This is a genomic window from Methanosarcina subterranea (assembly GCF_055385895.1).
The window spans coordinates 2673666-2692747 of record NZ_AP042426.1; the positions used below are offsets into that span (position 1 = coordinate 2673666).

Consider the following 19082-nt stretch of genomic DNA (forward strand, 5'->3'; position numbering starts at 1 on the left):
GTTTTTAATATATCTTTCTTCTAATATTTATTTATACCAATATATTTATATTGTTTATTATGAATCTCCATTAAATTAACAGAAGTATTAATCCATACTTTCCTGAATGTACGGAGGAATCTGAATAAACAGATTAATAATGTTACTGGCAGTTTTTCTTATCTTAATATCAGGCTCTGATATTGTAACTGCAGCTGAGATTTCAGTCCAGCCGGGTGGTTCGATACAGATAGCAGTAAACAACGCAACCTCAGGCGATGAAATTATCGTAAAACCTGGAACCTATACCGAGAATGTTGTAATTAACACGGACAGTCTGGTAGTCAGGTCAGAATCCGGAGATCCTGAAAACACAATCATCAAAGCTAAGAGTTCAGGCGCCCATGCTCTCTCTGTGCAGGCAGATAACGTAAGGATTAGCGGATTTAAGATTACTGGAACAAAAACCAGCTATGCAGGGATCCAGCTATCCGGATGCAATAACTGCATCATTGAGAACAACAAACTTTCGAACAACGGGTACGGGATTTACCTTCTGAGTTCCAGAAGGAGCACCGTTTCAAACAATATTGTAACAAATAATGGAGATTATGGGATTGTGCTCGCAAGTTCTACCGGCAGCACACTCGCAGGAAATACGGCTTCTAACAATAATGGTCGTGGCGTTCATCTGGGTACTTCTGATGGCAACACACTCTCAGGCAACACTATTGCCTCAAACGGCATCAGTGGGCTTTATGTCTGCCCAAGAAGTGATAACAACCTCGTTTTTAATAACTATCTGGTTAACACTGTTAACGCAGAAATAAAGAACGGAACAGGAAATTCATACAGCATAGAAAAAACTGCAGGCGAAAACATTATAAGTGGACCCTATCTGGGAGGCAATTTCTGGGGAAAACCTGATGGATCAGGCTTTTCAGAAACCGCGCCTGATGCAAATGGAGACGGCATTGCCGATATCGCATATAGTTTCGAAAACAGTATCTATGCAGATTCTCTCCCTCTAGTATCTGTTACTGGAAAAACCATAGAAGAACCCTCACCTGTATTACCGGTTGCAAACTTAGAAGCCAGTCTTACAAACGGTTCTGCTCCTCTTTCAGTCCGGTTTACCGACCTTTCTGAGAACGCTGTAGAAAGGGAATGGGACTTTGATAATGATGAAAAGACTGACTCTATTGATAAAAGCACAGTTTACATATATGCAACCCCAGGAACCTACACTGCCAAGCTCACAGTAAGCAATGACAACGGCACGGATTTAAAAACTGCTATGATCACTGTTACGGAAAAGAATGAAAACAATTCCGGAGATAGTGGAACCGGGAGCAATGAAATCGTAGGCAACGAAACTGTGGGCACTGGAATCGGAAGTGATGGAACTGGAGAAAGTGAAGTTGTAGACACTGAGCCCGAAGACGGTGAAGTCATAGATGATGGATCAGGGAATAATGAAGCAAGTGACAGCGTATCTGAAGAAGGTGCCGGCTCCGATGATAGTGAAAGTATCAGCGGAGGGAGCAGTAGTAGCAGCAACGGCGGTGCTAGTGGTTCCCCGGAACCTGCAAAAAATGTTGAGACTAAAGAAATCTCCCAGGTCTTCATTAAAAAAGGAAAGGAAGTAAAATTCGATTTTATAAATAATGCAACCTGCGTAGTGTCTGTGGGCTTTGATGCAAAAAAGACCGCTGGCAAAACAATAACAATTGTTGAAGTGCTTAAAGGAAAATCCGCACTTGTCTCCGAACTGCCTTCGGATGAAGTCTATGAGTCTTTTAATGTGTGGGTAGGAAACAGCGGGTTTGCAAGCTCTGAGAACATAGAAAATTCTGTTATCTGCTTCAAGGTTGAAAAGTCATGGATGCAGGAAAATAGAATAGAGAGCTCTGCCATCGCCCTGAACAGATATGACGGTGAAAAGTGGGAACAACTGCCGGTCACCATATTGAAAGAAGATGACGAATTTACATATTTTACAGCCAAATCAACAGGTTTCTCTTCCTTTGCAATAACCGGTAAAGTAAATACCTCTTCAGAAAATGTAACTGAATCAGGTTCTGAACCGGAGACTCGCTCGGTTGACCTGAAGGATGCGGAAAGTACAGGGCTGACAGCTGAGATGTCCGAGCAGGAAAAAAGTATGAGTCAGGGATTTGAAATATTCTCTGAAATAAATGGCTTGCTTTCAGAATGGATTGAGCATATAAGAGCCTGGGCGAAAGTTTGATCTTTTCTCCCTGTTTTTATTCTTTTTCCTTTATTTTTCTTTTAAGTCTATCCTCTTTTTTAGCGTCCCTTAAGTCTGACAAATAAGTATTAATATAAGAATACAATTATAATAGCCTCCCAGGGGAGCACTGTTTGGGAAATTTTCGTTTAAGATCAGAAGAATAATCATAATGATAAATCATGACATTCTTGTGGTTTCATTGCGTCAATTTGCTTTCCAGAAGAGGTGTCTTTTATTATCTTTTCCATTTAAAAACAGGATAATAAAAGACTTCTCTTGAGCCTGAAATCCCCTGACATGATGAATTAATTTAGGAATATCCGGAAAAGGCAAATCAGGCTTTTTGGTTTCGATGTCGCATTTCTAGGACCTGTTTCCAGAAATCGAGCCGGAATATGCCTCCAAAATCTATCCCTGAGCCCCGGATTAAACCCTGAGAACCAGCTTTCAACCGGACCTTCAGAAAAGGACATTGTAAATGACTTTTCTCTCCGGTACCAGTATGACCCGATAATGATAATCGGACATTAGTTCCGAAACGTTTATATGTTTAGTCGAGCAGGTACTCCTAATAAAATTTGGGGGAACTTTCAATAAAATTGAATAAGTTTGGCGCTTCCCCGGTTTTAAGTAAAACAGATCAAGCTTACAAAAACGTACTCGCTGCCTTTCATCAGCTATCAGGTATTTAAACCGATTGCTGATGCATTGAGTTAATGGCTCTACGAATTCCCTTGAGCAGCCATTGTGCAAAAAAAGGCAGCAATTTTCAGAAAACGGGTTTACTGAATCCATCAAAAATTGAAGGATAAATCGCCTGTTTAAAATGCCGGTGAGTCACACCCTGGGCTACCGAAAAAAACCTAAATCCAACCCTAAACCCAATTCAAGATCCTGCAGAAACCTGATAGGGTCCTGCCAGGATCCGGCTTCGAATCCAGTCCGATTCGAACCCAATCCCGGTTTACTCCAATCAATCGGGACCCTACCGCGATCCAACCCACGGGGCAATACCTGAGAATATCCACCAACCCAAAATTCGTCGGGTACTGCCAGGAAGTCCAGCTACTATTGGGTGTTCAGACACTCAATCTATAGAATCCAGCGGGAAACCCAGCCCGGGATTCTATTATATCCTGCATGGACTCCAGCCCTGGATACAATCGAAGACCTACCTTCAACCCAACCCTAAAGGTCGTAATCGAACCATGTCGATTGTTAAAGAGAAACCCCAGTTAGACCTTGTCTTAACTCACCCTGGAACATCCGGACAAAAAATCGAGCAAAAAGACAGACACAACGACGCACTTAAGAATTACAGCTGTTTTAAGGAGTTTAAAACAGTAAACTTTGAAACCCTGAACCCTAAAATGAATTTCCCTATCCAACCAGGTACTTGTTTCATTTCATCAAATGCCAGCACCCTATCTGGCAAGATATGCAATGTTAAAGAATCAGGCTTGAATCTCCTGCAGACTGCAGAAACAGGCTACCTGAACTTTAACCAGCTAACCGAGAGTTATTCAGTCGTAACTGGCAGGGCAACAGAACTCCGTTCTTGCCCGGAAGCCCCGGAAAACAGTAACTAAGGCGGGGAGTCTCATGTCAGTTAATGAATCCGTTAACCGGATAGTGGGAGGTTCCGGTGTAATACTTGCAGGAACCTTCCTTGGGATGCTTCTCGACATCCTTATTAAAAAAGTAATGACATCACACCTCTCGCCAGCCGACTTCGGCACATATTCCCTCGCACTTACGGTAATATCAATTTCAGGCGCTGTCGCAACTCTCGGACTCAACGAAGGAGTGCCAAGATATATTGCGTTCTTCAGGGGCAGGCAGGAGGAACAAAAGGTACATGAATTAATAATATCAGCCATACTTATGGGCCTGCTTGCAGGCTTGTTTGCTATCCTGGTTTCACCTTCGCTGTTCGAAAGTCTGGCCGGAGAAGGATTTGATGCACAGGGCAAAATCCTGTCCGTAATCAAGATCCTTGTCTTTGCCATTCCGTTCACCATACTCCTGAACCTGACAGTAGCGATCTACAGAGGATTCGACCGTACAAGTGTTAACATGTACTTCTATAACATCATAAGGCCGTTATCTCTGCTTGGATTTGCTTCAGCCGCCGTATTCTTCGGCGCTTCCCTGAAAGGAGTAGTATTTGCGGACCTGATTTCAATGGTCTTCACTTTCGGTATAATGTCGGTGTACTTTATAAAGAAGCCACCGGTTAAACCGGAATTAAAGCTTAAATTCAGCGAACCCACCAAGCAGCTGATAAGGTACTCATTCCCGCTCCTGATAACTGCGACTCTGCTGAACCTCATGAGCTGGATAGATACCATAATGCTCGGTTATTTCAAGCCAGCCGAAGTTGTGGGAGTTTACAATGCAGTGTATCCTATAGTAGGGTTCCTGTCCCTGGTAATAGCTTCCATGGGCTATGTGTATGTCCCTGTAGCATCAAAGCTGTGGGGTCTGAACGACACTCAACCGGTTGGTTCGATATATGCGGTAATGACCAAATGGTCCTTCCTGCTTACATTCCCTATCTTTGCACTGATATTCGTGTATCCTGAGTTTCTTATTACGAAACTCTACGGAGCGGAATATGTAGGCGGTACAACGGCCCTGCGCATCCTTGCCATGGGATTCATAGCAAACTCATATTTCGGATTCAACTACCACACTTTACTGGCATCCGGAGATTCTGACTTCCTGATGAAGTGTTCGGTTGCAAGTGCGGGAATTAACGCCGTTATTAACTTCACGCTTATACCTGAGTACGGTATGATAGGTGCAGCTATAGGAACTGCCGTATCTTATGCATCGATAGAAGTCTCAATGACCTTAAGAGCATGGAGAAAGCAGAAAATGCATCCATTCACTTCGATGTATAGAAAGCTGACCCTGGTTTGTGCCGTCATGACTGCAGCCATGCTCGCTGCCAAGGAAGTAATTCCGCTTTCCGGAGCAGCCTGGGAATATGCAATCTTCATCATTGCGTACTTTGTAATCGTTCATTATGCAAAGATACTGGACAAAACTGAAGTAAGCATGATAAGCGAGATACGGAAAACCATCAGGCACAATGTAAGTACTCATATTCCTGAGAAGCTTAAGACACTTACATCATAACCTGTCTGCACTTGCATCATAGCTTGTTTGTATCTGCAACATACACCTAGCTGGTACAAAATATGCCCGGCAATATCTCTCAAAGAGATATGCCGAACTCTATTTTTTAATTAGTTCTTAAATCAAAAGGCTGATTTGTTCAGTGCAATCCAGATATTCAAGCTTTACCAGCCGCTAGTTACCAGCCGATACTTTATTAAAACTCATCAACTTTTCTTATCACGAAAGCTTAATCTGTGTTATTTGTTAACATACTACATATTATCATGGATTACAAGTTGATTCGTTGATTCGACTGGAGATAAAAAAATGCTAGGAATTAATGATCCCCAGATCTGGATTGCATATATCCTGTGTTTTGTTAGCGCTTTCGGATGCATTGCTTATGGCATTTTGAAATGGAATATCGGTGCCGAAGAGGAGGTCTGAGATAATGGTTGTAAGTACTCCGGTTCTCGGATTGGCGGTTCTAGTCTATTTAATGGTAATTTTCTACCTGGGATGGATGGGATACAAAAAAACGAAAGACATAGATGACTACATGGTTGCAGGAAGGAAAATAAACTCATACGTACTTGCCCTGTCATACGGGGCAACCTTCATCAGTACATCTGCGATAGTTGGGTTCGGTGGTTCAGCCGGGGTTCTTGGAATGGGGCTTTTATGGCTTACATTCATGAACGTTTTTGTAGGAATTTTTATCGCATTTGTTTTATTCGGGTCAAAAACCAGGCGTATAGGTTTGAACCTTAAGGCTGTAACCTTCCCTGAGTTAATGGGAAAACGCTTTGAATCAAGGTTTATACAGGGTTTTTCAGGGATTCTTGTAGGTTTATTCATGCCGCTTTATTCGGGAATAGTCCTGATAGGTGCGGCAAGGTTCCTTGAGACTACGCTTGGAATAAACTATGATGTAGCTGTTTTGATATTTACAATCATAATTGCAGCTTATGTGATAACAGGCGGCTTGATCGCAGTCATGTATACAGACGCGCTTCAGGGAGCTCTCATGTTTCTGGGCATGGGAGTTTTAATGGTCCTGACCTACTCAAAACTTGGCGGCATTACGGAAGCGCACAGAATGCTCACCGACATGGCTCCACTCGTTCCGGAGACCCTTGTACAGGGAGGGCATCTCGGGTGGACTGCAATGCCTGCATTCGGCTCAACAATATGGTGGACCTTAATCTCGACTCTTGTCCTGGGAGTTGGAATAGGGGTTCTTGCGCAGCCACAGCTTGCAGTAAGGTTCATGACGGTTAAGGATGACAGAGCCCTTAACAGGGCAGTCCTGGTAGGCGGGCCTTTCATTTTTATGATGACAGGAGTTGCGTTTACCGTGGGTGCGCTATCAAATGCGTACTTTTATAAGACGCAGAACATGATATCAATCGCCGTCGCTAAAGGAAACACAGATCTCATAATTCCTGAATACATTAACAGCTCCATGCCTGATCTCTTTGTGATCCTTTTTATGCTTACCCTGCTTGCTGCCGCAATGTCTACATTGAGCTCGCAGTTCCACACAATGGGTACGGCAATAGGGCACGACTTTTACCGCGAGTACCTTATGAAAGGGAAGTCCGGCAAAACCGTTACCGTAACAAAACTGGGTATTGCAGTAACAATCCTTGCAAGTGTAATTCTTGCATATTTCCTTCCGATAAGTATTATTGCGAGCGCCACAGCAATTTTCTTTGGGCTGTGTGCAGCAGCCTTCCTTCCAATGTATACAGGCGCCCTTTTCTGGAAGCGCATGACAAAAGAAGGAGCTATTGCAAGCCTTATAGTAGGGACATTTAGCAGCCTTTTCTGGCTTATTTTCGTGCACGCAAAAGAAGCTGCTCCCCTCGGCGTTAGCCAGGCTCTTTTCGGAAAAGCTACCCTTCTGACAGGGACATGGACTGTTATCGACCCCATACTTGTTGCAACCCCGCTTGCAATTCTTGCAGCTGTTGTTGTAAGCTTTGTAACCAGCCCTCCATCAAAAGAACATCTTGAGGCCTGTTATAGGAGGTAAGGATATTAGAACTTCATGGACTTCGTACTCCATGAAGTTAGCTTTTATTTTTAAGAAGTCTCAGCAAATCGTTTACTCTGTTTAATTTTTAAATTTATTTTTATTTCAGCAAATATATCACGTAAAAAGCGATATAATGATACATGACTGTACATAATGGTATATAACGGTACATTTTTAGATTATTCAGATTTCAATATGTTGGGAAAAGCCTGGAAAAACCAGCTTACACTTCTTTGAGGGCTATTTTGAGAAGTTAGCGTTTAAAGTTTTGAGCATGCTGTTGAATATTAAACCCCTCTCTTAAGAAACTAGAAATAGGTTAAAACTTAATTTTTATATTAATCTGACTTTGCTGCAAATAGTTTTCACTTTATGGTCTTTTTTTTATCTATTTGTAGCCAGTGATGTTTATAGAGAGATAGAAATGGCTTTTGGAGAGATAGAAATGGCTTTTGGAGAGATAAAAAATGGCTTTTGGAGAGATAAAAAATGGCTTTGAAAGATGAAATTAAAACTAAGGCTCTTACCGGAGGATTCCAGCTTTTTGGAGTTTCTGATATTACTAAGCTGGAAGAAGTTGAGTTTCCTCAAGGCAGGGGGCTTTCCCTTCCGTCTGAGATAATGCCTGAAGCTAAATCACTGATAATCATGGGCATGGTAATCTGGGATGAAGGTATGAATGCTGCTATAAGTACGCCCGGAACAGGAGATTTTAGCGGGGGCGAGGCTGAGTATTACAATCTCTATTATGAGACTGTTGAGACAAGAGCCTGGAGACTTGCCCAGTGGCTCTGGGAAGACAAAGGAATAAAAGCTATTCCCACACACTCCCTGCATGTAAAAGTGGCCGCATATTTTGCAGGACTCGGCTTTATAGGTCACAACACTCAGGTTATAACCCCTGAATATGGCCCGAGAGTGCGCTGGGTCGCGATGCTCAGTACAGCCGAGATCGAGCCTGACAAACCTTTCACAAGGAACCTTTGTGCAGAGCAGCCTCTCTGCCAGAAAGAATCTGTGTGTGTAAAGGCATGTCCCTACAATGCTATCATACCTGGCCCTTCCCAGGGTGTGCCTCCGGGTGAAAAAGTAAATTATGATAAGTGTGTGGTCTCCCACGAACTTGAGAAGAATATAGATCCGAAATGGGAGAAAAAAATCAGGAGAATTACGGAAAGAGGTTTTATGGAATGCACAATATGCAACCTTGCCTGCCCCTACGGAAAAACCGTTGATGAAAAGGTGATTCCTGCAAAAAGAGGCATAGTCTAGGAATAAAAAACTCTATATGCGCAGGATATAAACTACATTATGTTGAATATATTTTGTTAAACGGATTTTCTTTATCCATTTTTTAATTCCTATGTTTTACTCTTTTATTTTACGTCTCTGTTTTATCTCTCTTCACCATTTTTATCAGCTAAAGTTAACTCTCAATAGTTTATTGAATTTTCATTCTTCTCGTTCATTTCATATTTACAGAGTTCGGAATTACAAATATCGAATATTATTTCAAAATGCGGCAAAAAGTTGTACCATAAGGAATTATTCAGAAGATGCAAAATACCTGTCAAGTACAGTGTAAAAAACAGGGAATAAAATAATTAAACAGTGTTTTCTGTAGACGAATCTGTCCATAAATCAAAAATTTTATATGTAGCGAAGGAGTATACATCGATAGCAAATATTTTACGCAATGTTTGGGGACAAAAATAAAAGAGTAAGTAAAGAGTGGGGACTCATGACAAGAATTAACCTTTCTGGAACCAGAATAATAAACATTAAACGCGATGTTTTTAGCAGGTCAATGCCTGTGTCAAGAATATGCTCTTTTTCAAAACTGATCCATAGCAAACCAGCTTCAAAAGGTAAAGAATCTATCTTCACTGAAAAAAAGACATTTGAAGCGGAAACTCATTGCAAAGAAAATTATGATACTGTAGTGCATAAAACTATAGCATTTTATTTGCCATCTCTAATAAGGGTAAGGGCTACTGACAGGGAGGGAAACTCCATCGAAATCACGTACTAACTAATTGAAAGCCCGAATAAGTGCTTTGAAGGCTAAAAAGGTAAAAAGAACCTTCACGGTGTTTATTCATTTCTCTGTTTTTAAAAAATCCAGCTAGTTAAGTTACCTACCTTTATATGTTGATTCTTTTGGATAAGTAAATAAGTGACTGGCTCTAAATGACTTGATCTACCTGAGCTGGCTTTTAGTGAGTTTACCTCTGTTCATCTTTGCCACTTTTGTTTCACGGCAGAAGAAATAGATTTTATAGAATTTTGATAAGAGATATTTAATAAAAGAGGATATATTATGAATTAGGGGAAAACATGAGTTTGGGATATATAAAAAGTCTGATCACCGGAACTATAAAAGAGTGGACAAAAGACGATGCACAGACTTATAGTGCTGCACTGGCATTTTATTTTGTGTTAAGTCTTCCTGCTCTTCTGTTATTTTCGGTATCCATAGGAAGTATTTTTTTAAAGTCAAGACAGCTTCAGGACACTATAATCAATTACCTGCAGGGGTCCGTTGACCAGAGCGTAATAGATATGGTAAGCGCGCTTTTCGAACGTATTCCGGAAGTTAATTCCCTCTCAACAGGCGCATTAATCGGCTTTTTGCTTCTCCTCTGGAGTGCAAGCAATGTTTTCAGGCAATTGAAGAATTTCCTAGAGAAAGCCTGGAATATCGAACCCGTTGAGCCCAATACTATAAAGGATTTTATAACGGATGCAATCGTCTCCTTTTTTATAGTCATAGGTTTTGGAGGGCTCCTTGTGCTCAGCATAATTGTTGAAGGAGTCCTTTATGCAGCTTCAAATCTGTTCCGGGGATTTTTCCCTTTTTCATCTTCCATTGCCCAGTATACAGGCTCTATGGTTAGTTTCCTGATCCTTGTGCTATTTTTCATGCTCGTATACAGGATATTGCCCGATTCAAAGCTTGGTCTGAAGCCGGTTTTTGTAGGGTCGCTGGTAACAGTAATTCTCATAAACATAGGCAAGTATGCCATCGGTCTTTTTTTCGCATACAGCAACCCTGCAAGCGTTTATGGGGCAATCGGATCGATTATAGGTTTATTTCTCCTGATTTATTATTCTTCAATTATGATCACAATTGGTGCGGAGTTCACAAAAGTCTATTCTGAATCATAACGTGCCTGCTCCTGTAAAATTGGTTGATTTATTCCGGAATCCAGAGAGGAAATCTATCAGTTTTCTCTTACCTTGCCACACGGGGCTGAAGCCGGCCTGCCAGTCAGGTAAAAACGCAAAAAGATATTGATTGTGATTATAAGAGATCAAATAATATGGAAAAAATCCCCCGGCTGAGACAACACTCTCTTAACCGAAGAGACCCTTTTTTAATTTAAACTGTACAGGGCGCCCCCGTCAGCCTGGCTGGCGGCCCTGCAAAAAAGTGAAAAAGATACTTGAAAAAGAATGAATTTAATTTGTATTTTTATTCCGTTCTGTTGTACTCGTACCGGTTTTTTCTGTCAGTTTTAATTTTGCACTGGTTATATTACTTTCATTTTCTGGCTCTCATTTCTGGCCTTTTCTTATTTCTTTGTAAGACCACTCTCCTTCATCGAGTGTGGCAAAAATTTAAGTTTCAAAATAATTTGAAATTAATGCATAGCGTAGCTACAATAATGCTAATTACTGTAAAAAAATGATGTATATTTCATATTTTACTTAATTAATAGTTATAATTAATAATAAATTATTCGGTTCTATTTCAAATCAGAATACATATATTCTTATATAGAAAGTAACTGTGAAAAACTTTTTTTCTGCAATTTTATTTCGGTACTCGAATGTAGAAATAACTGGATTCTGGAATAAATCAAATCAGGGTTAAAAAATTCATTTTAAATTAGGGGTAAAATAAGATGAAAATAAACAAAAGAACGGCAATTTTTTTTGGGATATTTTTTGTTTTATTTCTGACGACCGCAGGGAACGCAGCTGCAGGTTCGGAACGAAACTCTGCTATCTACGAAGACAGGATAGTGTGGCAGGATGGTAGCAATGGAAGCTGGGATATTCAAATGTACAATGTTTCCACTTCCACTGAAACTCAGATCACCAGCGATGAAGCAAACCAGCAGAACCCTGATATCTATGGGGACAGGATAGTTTGGCAGGACAGTCGCAATGGAGGAAGCGGGGATTATTGGGATCTCACTGGAAACTGGGATATCTACATGTATGATATTTCCACTTATAAGGAAACTCAAATCACCAGGAATGGATCACGTCAGACTAATCCTGCTATCTACGGTGATAAGATCGTGTGGCAGGATGACCGGAATGGAAACTGGGATATCTACATGTACGACATCTCCACTTCCACGGAAACCCAGATAACGAGCAATGTATCAGATCAGTCGTTACCTGATATCTACGAAGATAGGATAGTATGGATTGAAGAATGGACTATCTATATGTACAACATCTCCACTTCCAAAGAAACCCGAGTCACACCTTACTTCTGGGGTTTGGGTAAAGAATACGATGGGACAGGTGATTTGAACCATGCTCCTTTCATCTACGGAGACAGGATTGTTTCTTCGGCTGAAACCAGTACAGGAAACTACATAATCAAGATGTACGACCTCTCCACTTCTGCTGAAAGAATGATCGGTGAAGTAGATGTAGATTCTAATAATCCTGCAATCTATGGAGATATAATAGTATGGGAAGATGGTCGTAATAGTGGCCCTGGCGACGGAAACCGTGATGTCTACATGTACAATCTTTCGACTTCTACTGAAACTCAGATTACCACCAATTTATCACGTCAGGCAGATCCTGCCATTTACGGGGACAGGATAGTCTGGACAGATGAGCGTAATGGTAATGAGGATATTTACATGTACGGCCTCTCTACTTCCGAAGAAATCCGGATTACCACTTCTGAGGAAGAACAGCTGGCACAGGGTACGGAAACTCAGATCACTACCAATAACTCAAGACAATCAAATCCCGATATCTACGAAGATAGGATAGTTTGGATCGATTGGCGCAATGGAAACGCAGATATCTACATGTATGACCTCTTCATTTCCACTGAAACTCAGATCACCAACGATGAAGCAGACCAGCTTAACCCCGATATCTATGGGGACAGAATAGTCTGGCAGGACAGTCGAAATGGAAAATCGGATCTCTACATGTTCAATGTTTCCACTTCCAAAGAAACCCGGATAACCACAAGCGGATCCGTGTATTACGGGTCTGAAATCTACGGAGATCGGATAGTCTGGATGGATAAGCGCAATTCCGGGAGTGCTCCTGATGATGGTTTCGGAGGATTTGACGTCTACATGTACGATTTGTCCACTAAGAAGGAAACTCGAATAACCAAAAGCACAATACCAGATAATCCCGATTTGAATGTTTTTGTAGATATTTACGACAATAAGATAGTGTGGGGCCCTGACATGGATGGCTCTAACATTTCTGTATATGATCTCTCGACTAGCAGGCAAGAAAATGTAAGTTCAGCCTTACAATTATACAATATTGCTTTCTCGGGTAACAGAATAGTAGGAACAAATAATCGGGAAGGGCGGGAAGGAATTGTCAACATGTACGATCTCTCCACTGCCACGGAAACTAAAATAACTTCCGACTTTTCAGCTTACGGAGGTCCCGATATCTCCGGAAACAGGATAGTGTGGCCAGATCATCGCAATAGTGACTATCCTCCTGATTCTGGATCTGAATTAGACCTCTATATGTACGATCTCTCTACTTCCACGGAAACTCAGATTACCACCAGTAAATCAGTAGCATGGTCCACTCCCAGTATCTACGGAGACAGGGTAGTGTGGTGTGATGAGCGCAACGGAAATATGGATATCTACATGTTTACCCTTGCTTCGGATGAGGTGCCGCCTCTGGATGATAATGATACGGATGAAGGCAATGAGACGGATGATGATACTCAGGTTCCTGACAATTGTTCTGAATTAACGCCTCTTGATAATATACAGGCTCTCAAGGAATATGTAGAAAGTACATACAAGTGCCATGCAAAGACAAAAATCGGGCTGGCTTCTCTCCTTGATAAGTCGATGTGTTTCTACGAAAATGGTGAGGACGAAAAAGCCATTTCCATGCTTAAATCCTTTATTCACCTCGTTGAAAGAATGAAAGAATGCAAGCAAATTTCAGTTGATGAAGCGGATTACATGGTAAAGGAAGCAAAGAAAATTATCGATCAGATGGATGAAGGAGATAGAACAGACAATGGCAATAAGGTTCCAAACAATGGCTCCGATAATGTATCAGGCTGTGTAACTGACGAAGTATGCCAAGAAACTAAACCAGTCTGCGAAGAAACTATACCAGTTTGTGAACCCGTCTGTGAAGTAACCAAACCCGTTTGTAAGCCAATCTGCGAAGAAACCAAACCAGTCTGTAATTATATTGGAGAAGTGAGCTCGAATACTGAAAAAGCAGTTTCTGAACCTGTAAAGAAAGAAGAAGTAAGCCTGAATACTGAAAAAGTAAGTGAAGAGAAAGAAGTAAGTGAAGAGAAAGAAGTAAAGGCCCCAGAAAAAAGCTGTGAAGTTGAAGAAGCTACAGCAGTAAAAGCACCAGAGAAAAGCTGTGAGGTTGAAGAAACTCCAGCAAAAAGCCCTGAAGAAGTAAAAGCACCAGAAGAAGTAAAGGCACCGGAAAAAAGCTCTGAAGATAAAGAAGTAAATGAAGATGAAGAAGTAAATGAAGATAAAGAAGTAAATGAAGATAAAGAAGTAAATGAAGAGAAAGAAGTAATTGAAGAGAAAGAAGTAAAGGCACCAGAAAAAAGCTGTGAAGTTGAAGAAGCTACAGCAAAAAACCCTGAAGAAGTAAAAGTACCAGAAAAAAGCCTTGAAGAAGTAAAGGCACCAGAAAAAAGCTGCGAAGTTGAAGAAACTTCAGCGAAAATCCCTGAAGATAAAGAAATAAGTGAAGATAAAGAAATAAGCTTGAATACTGAAAAAGTAGTTTCTGAACCTGTAAAGAAAGAAGAAGTAAGCCTGAATACTGAAAAATTAAGTGAAGATAATATCGACCAGATAGAGGCAAATTAAGGATAAGGATTGAAGTTGTGAACTTCAGGAGGTGATAAGCAAAAACCGGTGACACTCTTTATACGTTCATTTTTCTCTTTTTTGATCTTATTAGAATATTTAGCAATTTCCTTCTTTTCAGGATTCCAGAGTTGAATTGTAGCTGTAGCATTTTTCATTTCTTAGTTATTTCAGCTATTCTTTTGAAAACAGTTAAGGAATGCAGGTACACTAATCTCTTCCTGATCTAAATTTAAAAATCAAATAAATGATATAAATTCATATTTTTGATAATTGTTTATTATTCTAAGTAATAAACTATTCTATTTTGTTCAAAATCGGAACATATATATTCTTATTTACTGGGTAACTGTGACAGAATTTCTTTCTGCAATTTTATTTCGGTACGCGAATGCAGGAATAACTGGGTTTTGGAAAAATTCAAACCAGGGATAAATTCTATTCTGAGTTAAGGAGTAAATATATGAAAATTAACAAAAATATAGCAGTTTGGGTTGGAGTATTTTTTGTTTTTTTGATAATGACTGCAGGGAACGCAGCTGCAGGTTCAGAAAAAAACTCTGCTATCTACGAAGACAGGATAGTGTGGCAGGACGATAGCAATGGAAACTGGGATATCCAGATGTACAATATCTCCACTTCCACTAAAACTCAGATCACCACCAATGGATCAGACCAGCAGAACCCCGATATCTATGGGGACAGAATAGTATGGCAGGACGGTCGTAATAGAGAAAGCGGTCATTCTTGGGATCCCTCTGGAAACTGGGACATTTACATGTATGATATTTTCACTCATAAGGAAATTCAAATCACTACAAATGAATTAAGTCAGATCAATCCTGCTATCTACAGCGATAAGATTGTGTGGCAGGACGACCGCAATGGGAACTGGGATATCTATATGTACGACATTTCCACTTCCACGGAGACTCAGATAACACACAATTCATCGGATCAGTCGTCACCTGATATCTACGAAGACAGGATAGTCTGGGTCGAAGAAGGAACCATCTACATGTATAACATCTCCACTTCCACGGAAACCCGGGTCACAAGTTATTTCTGGGGCTCGGATAAAGGATCTGGTGAAATGGGTGATTTGAACCATGCTCCTTTCATCTACGGAGACAGGATCGTGTGTGAGGCTGAAACCGGAACAGGAAACTACCTGATTAAGATGTACGACCTCTCTAATTCCACCACACAAACCATCGGTTTGACAGATGAAGCATATCAACCTGCAATTTATGGTGATAAGATAGTATGGAAGAACATACCTGGTGGCACTCCTTTCACTGGCGAAGAAAACCATGATATCCACATGTACGATATTTCTACGTCCACGGAAACCCGGATCACCACCAATAAATCAACTCAGGAGAGTCCTGATATCTACGGAAACAGGATAGTATGGACAGACGAACGGAATGCAGTAACTTACAATGACATGTCAGACATTTACATGTACGACCTCTCCACTTCCACAGAAACCCGGATTACTACAGTTGTAGAAGAACAGCTGGCACAGGGTACGGAAACCCGGATTACTACAAATGAAGGAGAGCAGGAGCATCCTGCTATCTATGGTGATAGGATAGTTTGGACGGACTGGCGCAATGGAAACCAGCATGACTTTAAAAATGGGGATATCTACATGTATAATATCTCCACTTCCACGGAAACCCAAATAACTGCCAATAGATCATGTCAGGTGAATCCAGATATCTATGAGGACAGAATATTATGGGCAGATGATCGCAACGGAAACTGGGATATCTACATGTACAACCTCTCCACATCCAAGGAAACTCAAATTACCACAAATGAATCAGATCAGTGGGATCCTGCTATCTACGAAGATAGGATAGTATGGTTAGATCAGCGCAACGGCTATCCAAACAACGATATTTACATGCATGATCTCTCAACTCATAAGGAAACTCAAATTACTACCAATGAATCAAATCAGCAGTCACCTAAAGTCTACGGGGACAGAATAATATGGGAGGATTGGCGCAATGGTGACGATTACAACCTAAACTCCGATATTTACATGTACGATCTCTCCACTTCCAAAGAAATTCATATTACTACCGATAAATCAGAACAAAGAGAGCCTGCTATCTACGGGGACAGGATAGTTTGGACAGATAATCGCAATGGAAGGCGGGATGTTTATACGTACAACCTCTCTACCTCCACTGAAACTCGAATAACCACCAGAGGAGGAGAGAAAGAAGCTTCTGCTATCTATAGGAACAGGATAGTCTGGCATGAGAATCGAAAGCTCGATGCAGGAGGGTGGGGGTGGGGGGATATCTACATGTACAATCTCTCTACTGCCACTGAAAGTCAAATCAGTACCAGCGGATCAGCGATTTATCCTGCAGTCCACAGGAACAGGATAGTGTGGGAAGATAGACGTAATGGAAATCCCGACATCTACATGTTTACCCTCGCTTCGGCTGAGGTTCCGAACAACGGTTCTTCTGAATTAACGCCTTTGAATAGTACACAGGCTCTCAAGGAATATGTAGAAAGTACATACAAGTGCCACGCGAAGACAAAAACTGGCCTGACCAATCTCCTTGATGCTTCGATGCATCATTATGAAAAGGGTGAGGGTGCAAAAGCCATTTCCATGCTTAAGTCCTTCATTCATCTCGCTGAAAAAATGAAGGTATGCAAGCAGATTTCGGCTGATGAAGCGGATTACATGGTCAGGGAAGCAAAGAAAATTATCGACCAGATAGAGGCGAATTAAGGGTAAGAATTGGAGTTATAGACTTCAGGAGGTAATAGCCGAAAAAAGTAACACTTTTATACATCTATTATTTTTTTTCCTTTTTTGATTTTTTTTCCTTTTTGATCTATTAAGACCTCTTTTCCATTAGGACTTGTTTCTCGAAATTTTCCTCAATAATTGGAGAAGCTTCAAGGGACAATCTTCAGTTCCTCCAGTGTGCAGACTTCCCCCAGCTTATTACTATCGGCCCCAGCTCGACTGTTGCAGTCCTCCGGACCCCGCCGGGAACAAAAGGCGTAATCATCGGCGTGACATTGTTGTCCACAAGTGGTTTTATAAGAGCCATGGATGCGATATCCATGATAAAGTAATTGCCAGCTGGATTACCTTCGTTTCTCTGTACTCAATTAGCTGTATACTCAGCTCTACGAGTAAGAGGGTCCAGTTCTCAAAAACTATAGTCTCAAGTGCAAATACCCTCATTTAGCCCGGTTAAGTTTCTTTTTTTTCACTTCTCGGGATGCCAGCGCTCCATATGCTTTGCATGAGTTTCAAGATAGGCTCCTTTTTCATAGAAGTGGTCATAGAACTCGAGGTCCAGGTGATGAGCCTGAAGATAGGGCATAACAAAGATGCTCGGGACTGTGCCCGGGAACTTTCCGAAACTATCGTAGATATACTGTGCCTGCAGGGCAACACATTCTCTGAACTCTTTATTATGAGGTACAGCGCTGCTCCGGACTGCCACTGCATCCCTGTAGTATCCCGGGGTATCAGGATTGAAAGGCCCGCCTTTTCCGAACTTCCTTTCGGTAAGTGCATCAACTGCCTGACGCATATCTCTGTAATGGGGAGGAGTATAGCCTTCAAAAACTCCCGGAAGCCCTGTCGGATTTGGAAGAGTCCAGCGTTCATCTGTATCATACCTGAAACCAAGTCCTGGAACGTCAGGATTTCCACTTGCCCCCAGAATTGAAAACGGGTCCATGCCATTGAACATCCAGCCCCCAAGGCCCATAGCCTGCAGCATGAGCATACCTGCATAACATGCAATCGAAAGCTCTGCGGTTGCTTCAGAAAAAGACCACAACTCAAGAAAACTTAAAGGCAAAGGATTTTCTATGTCAACAAGCCCATTGAACTTCTCAAGTCCTTCTATCTTTTTCCCATGGATATCGTCAAAAAAGCAGGCACCGTTCTGCGTATAATAGCAGATTCCGGCAAGCACATGCTGGGCAAGGTCTGCAACTGGAATGATCAGGGTTGTTCCTGGATGGTTGACTACCCAGGTATTATGGGCCTCAATATATGGTGTCTCTGGGGGGATTTTCAGCCTGCCCTCCGAAATTTTGCGGACTCTTGCCCTGTGGACTTTAATCAGTTCCTCTGCATCAAAAGTCCCGTTCTCCGAGCGTGCTGTCAGTTCAGGAGCGTCACGGGTCTCAAAAAAGTATACTCCTGTATCATCGGTAAAAAAGAGCTCACTGGTATGAAAGCCTGCTGCGGAGGGAAAAGTTCGCCCTCCAGCACTGCATGCATAATTTGAAAGGGCAGGTGCATACCTTTCCCCACGCATTATCAGGTTATGCCAGCCTGTGTTACCTGCTGCTGCAGACAGGACTGCCATCTGCTCCCATTCAGTAAGAGGCAGTGGATCGTGTTTTGATGTGTACTTAAAATAACCGTCCGGAATCGAAGCCCCCATAAAAAAACGGCGTGCCCTTCTTCCAAAAAGTGCGTCCATGAATTTGAAATCAAGAGCGTCTGTAAAACCCGGTGGAATGTTCTCCTTACTCATCTTTATACTCCCCACAAAATAAATTATAAAAA

The 19082-nt window shown here is 41.5% G+C and carries 13 protein-coding genes; 11 read left to right on the forward strand and 2 right to left on the reverse strand.

Translation table 11 applies throughout. From position 1 onward, the window contains the following. Positions 1–139: 139 nt before the first annotated feature. The 10 genes from ACZ5A8_RS11805 to ACZ5A8_RS11850 all read left to right on the forward strand — a co-directional run bounded on the left by ACZ5A8_RS11805 (position 140) and on the right by ACZ5A8_RS11850 (position 14503). Positions 140–2230: a PGF-pre-PGF domain-containing protein gene (locus ACZ5A8_RS11805; RefSeq protein ID WP_464529229.1), complete on the forward strand. Its 2091-nt coding sequence runs from the start codon at positions 140–142 to the stop codon at positions 2228–2230. A gap of 1211 nt (positions 2231–3441) precedes the next feature. Then, positions 3442–3822 (forward strand): hypothetical protein, encoded by a 381-nt coding sequence (locus tag ACZ5A8_RS11810; protein ID WP_464529230.1) that lies wholly within the window; start codon positions 3442–3444, stop codon positions 3820–3822. Between the two features lie 13 nt (positions 3823–3835). Continuing rightward, on the forward strand, positions 3836–5377 hold the full coding sequence (locus ACZ5A8_RS11815) for a flippase (RefSeq protein WP_464529232.1): 1542 nt from the start codon (positions 3836–3838) through the stop codon (positions 5375–5377). A gap of 309 nt (positions 5378–5686) precedes the next feature. Continuing rightward, entirely contained in the window at positions 5687–5806 is a 120-nt protein-coding gene (locus ACZ5A8_RS11820) for a symporter small accessory protein (RefSeq protein ID WP_345945482.1), read from the forward strand. 4 nt (positions 5807–5810) lie between these two features. Next, positions 5811–7397 (forward strand): sodium:solute symporter family protein, encoded by a 1587-nt coding sequence (locus tag ACZ5A8_RS11825; RefSeq protein ID WP_229390006.1) that lies wholly within the window; start codon positions 5811–5813, stop codon positions 7395–7397. Positions 7398–7749: 352 nt separating this feature from the next. Beyond that, positions 7750–7899: a hypothetical protein gene (locus tag ACZ5A8_RS11830; protein ID WP_464529234.1), complete on the forward strand. Its 150-nt coding sequence runs from the start codon at positions 7750–7752 to the stop codon at positions 7897–7899. Next, positions 7890–8672 (forward strand): 4Fe-4S binding protein, encoded by a 783-nt coding sequence (locus tag ACZ5A8_RS11835; RefSeq protein WP_464529236.1) that lies wholly within the window; start codon positions 7890–7892, stop codon positions 8670–8672. Before ACZ5A8_RS11830 ends, ACZ5A8_RS11835 begins: the two co-directional genes overlap by 10 nt. A 424-nt stretch (positions 8673–9096) precedes the next feature. Then, positions 9097–9432 (forward strand): hypothetical protein, encoded by a 336-nt coding sequence (locus ACZ5A8_RS11840; RefSeq protein WP_464529237.1) that lies wholly within the window; start codon positions 9097–9099, stop codon positions 9430–9432. Between the two features lie 305 nt (positions 9433–9737). After that, complete coding sequence (locus ACZ5A8_RS11845) at positions 9738–10568, forward strand: YihY/virulence factor BrkB family protein (RefSeq protein ID WP_464529238.1); 831 nt, start codon at positions 9738–9740, stop codon at positions 10566–10568. A gap of 740 nt (positions 10569–11308) precedes the next feature. Beyond that, entirely contained in the window at positions 11309–14503 is a 3195-nt protein-coding gene (locus ACZ5A8_RS11850) for a hypothetical protein (RefSeq protein WP_464529240.1), read from the forward strand. Here ACZ5A8_RS11850 and ACZ5A8_RS11855 read toward each other — a convergent pair. Next, positions 14500–14661 carry a hypothetical protein gene (locus tag ACZ5A8_RS11855; RefSeq protein ID WP_464529241.1) on the reverse strand — a complete coding sequence of 54 codons (162 nt, stop codon included), beginning with the start codon at positions 14659–14661 and terminating at the stop codon, positions 14500–14502. The two genes, ACZ5A8_RS11850 and ACZ5A8_RS11855, sit on opposite strands and share 4 nt — an antisense overlap. Positions 14662–14966: 305 nt before the next feature. Here ACZ5A8_RS11855 and ACZ5A8_RS11860 point away from each other — a divergent pair, with 305 nt between their 5' ends. After that, positions 14967–17270 (forward strand): FIMAH domain-containing protein, encoded by a 2304-nt coding sequence (locus ACZ5A8_RS11860; protein WP_464529242.1) that lies wholly within the window; start codon positions 14967–14969, stop codon positions 17268–17270. A 490-nt stretch (positions 17271–17760) separates the two neighbouring features. Here the strand turns inward: ACZ5A8_RS11860 and ACZ5A8_RS11865 are convergent, their stop codons facing one another. Then, positions 17761–19050, reverse strand: coding sequence for a hypothetical protein (locus tag ACZ5A8_RS11865; protein ID WP_464529244.1), 1290 nt, complete (start codon positions 19048–19050; stop codon positions 17761–17763). Between the last annotated feature and the right edge of the window lie 32 nt (positions 19051–19082).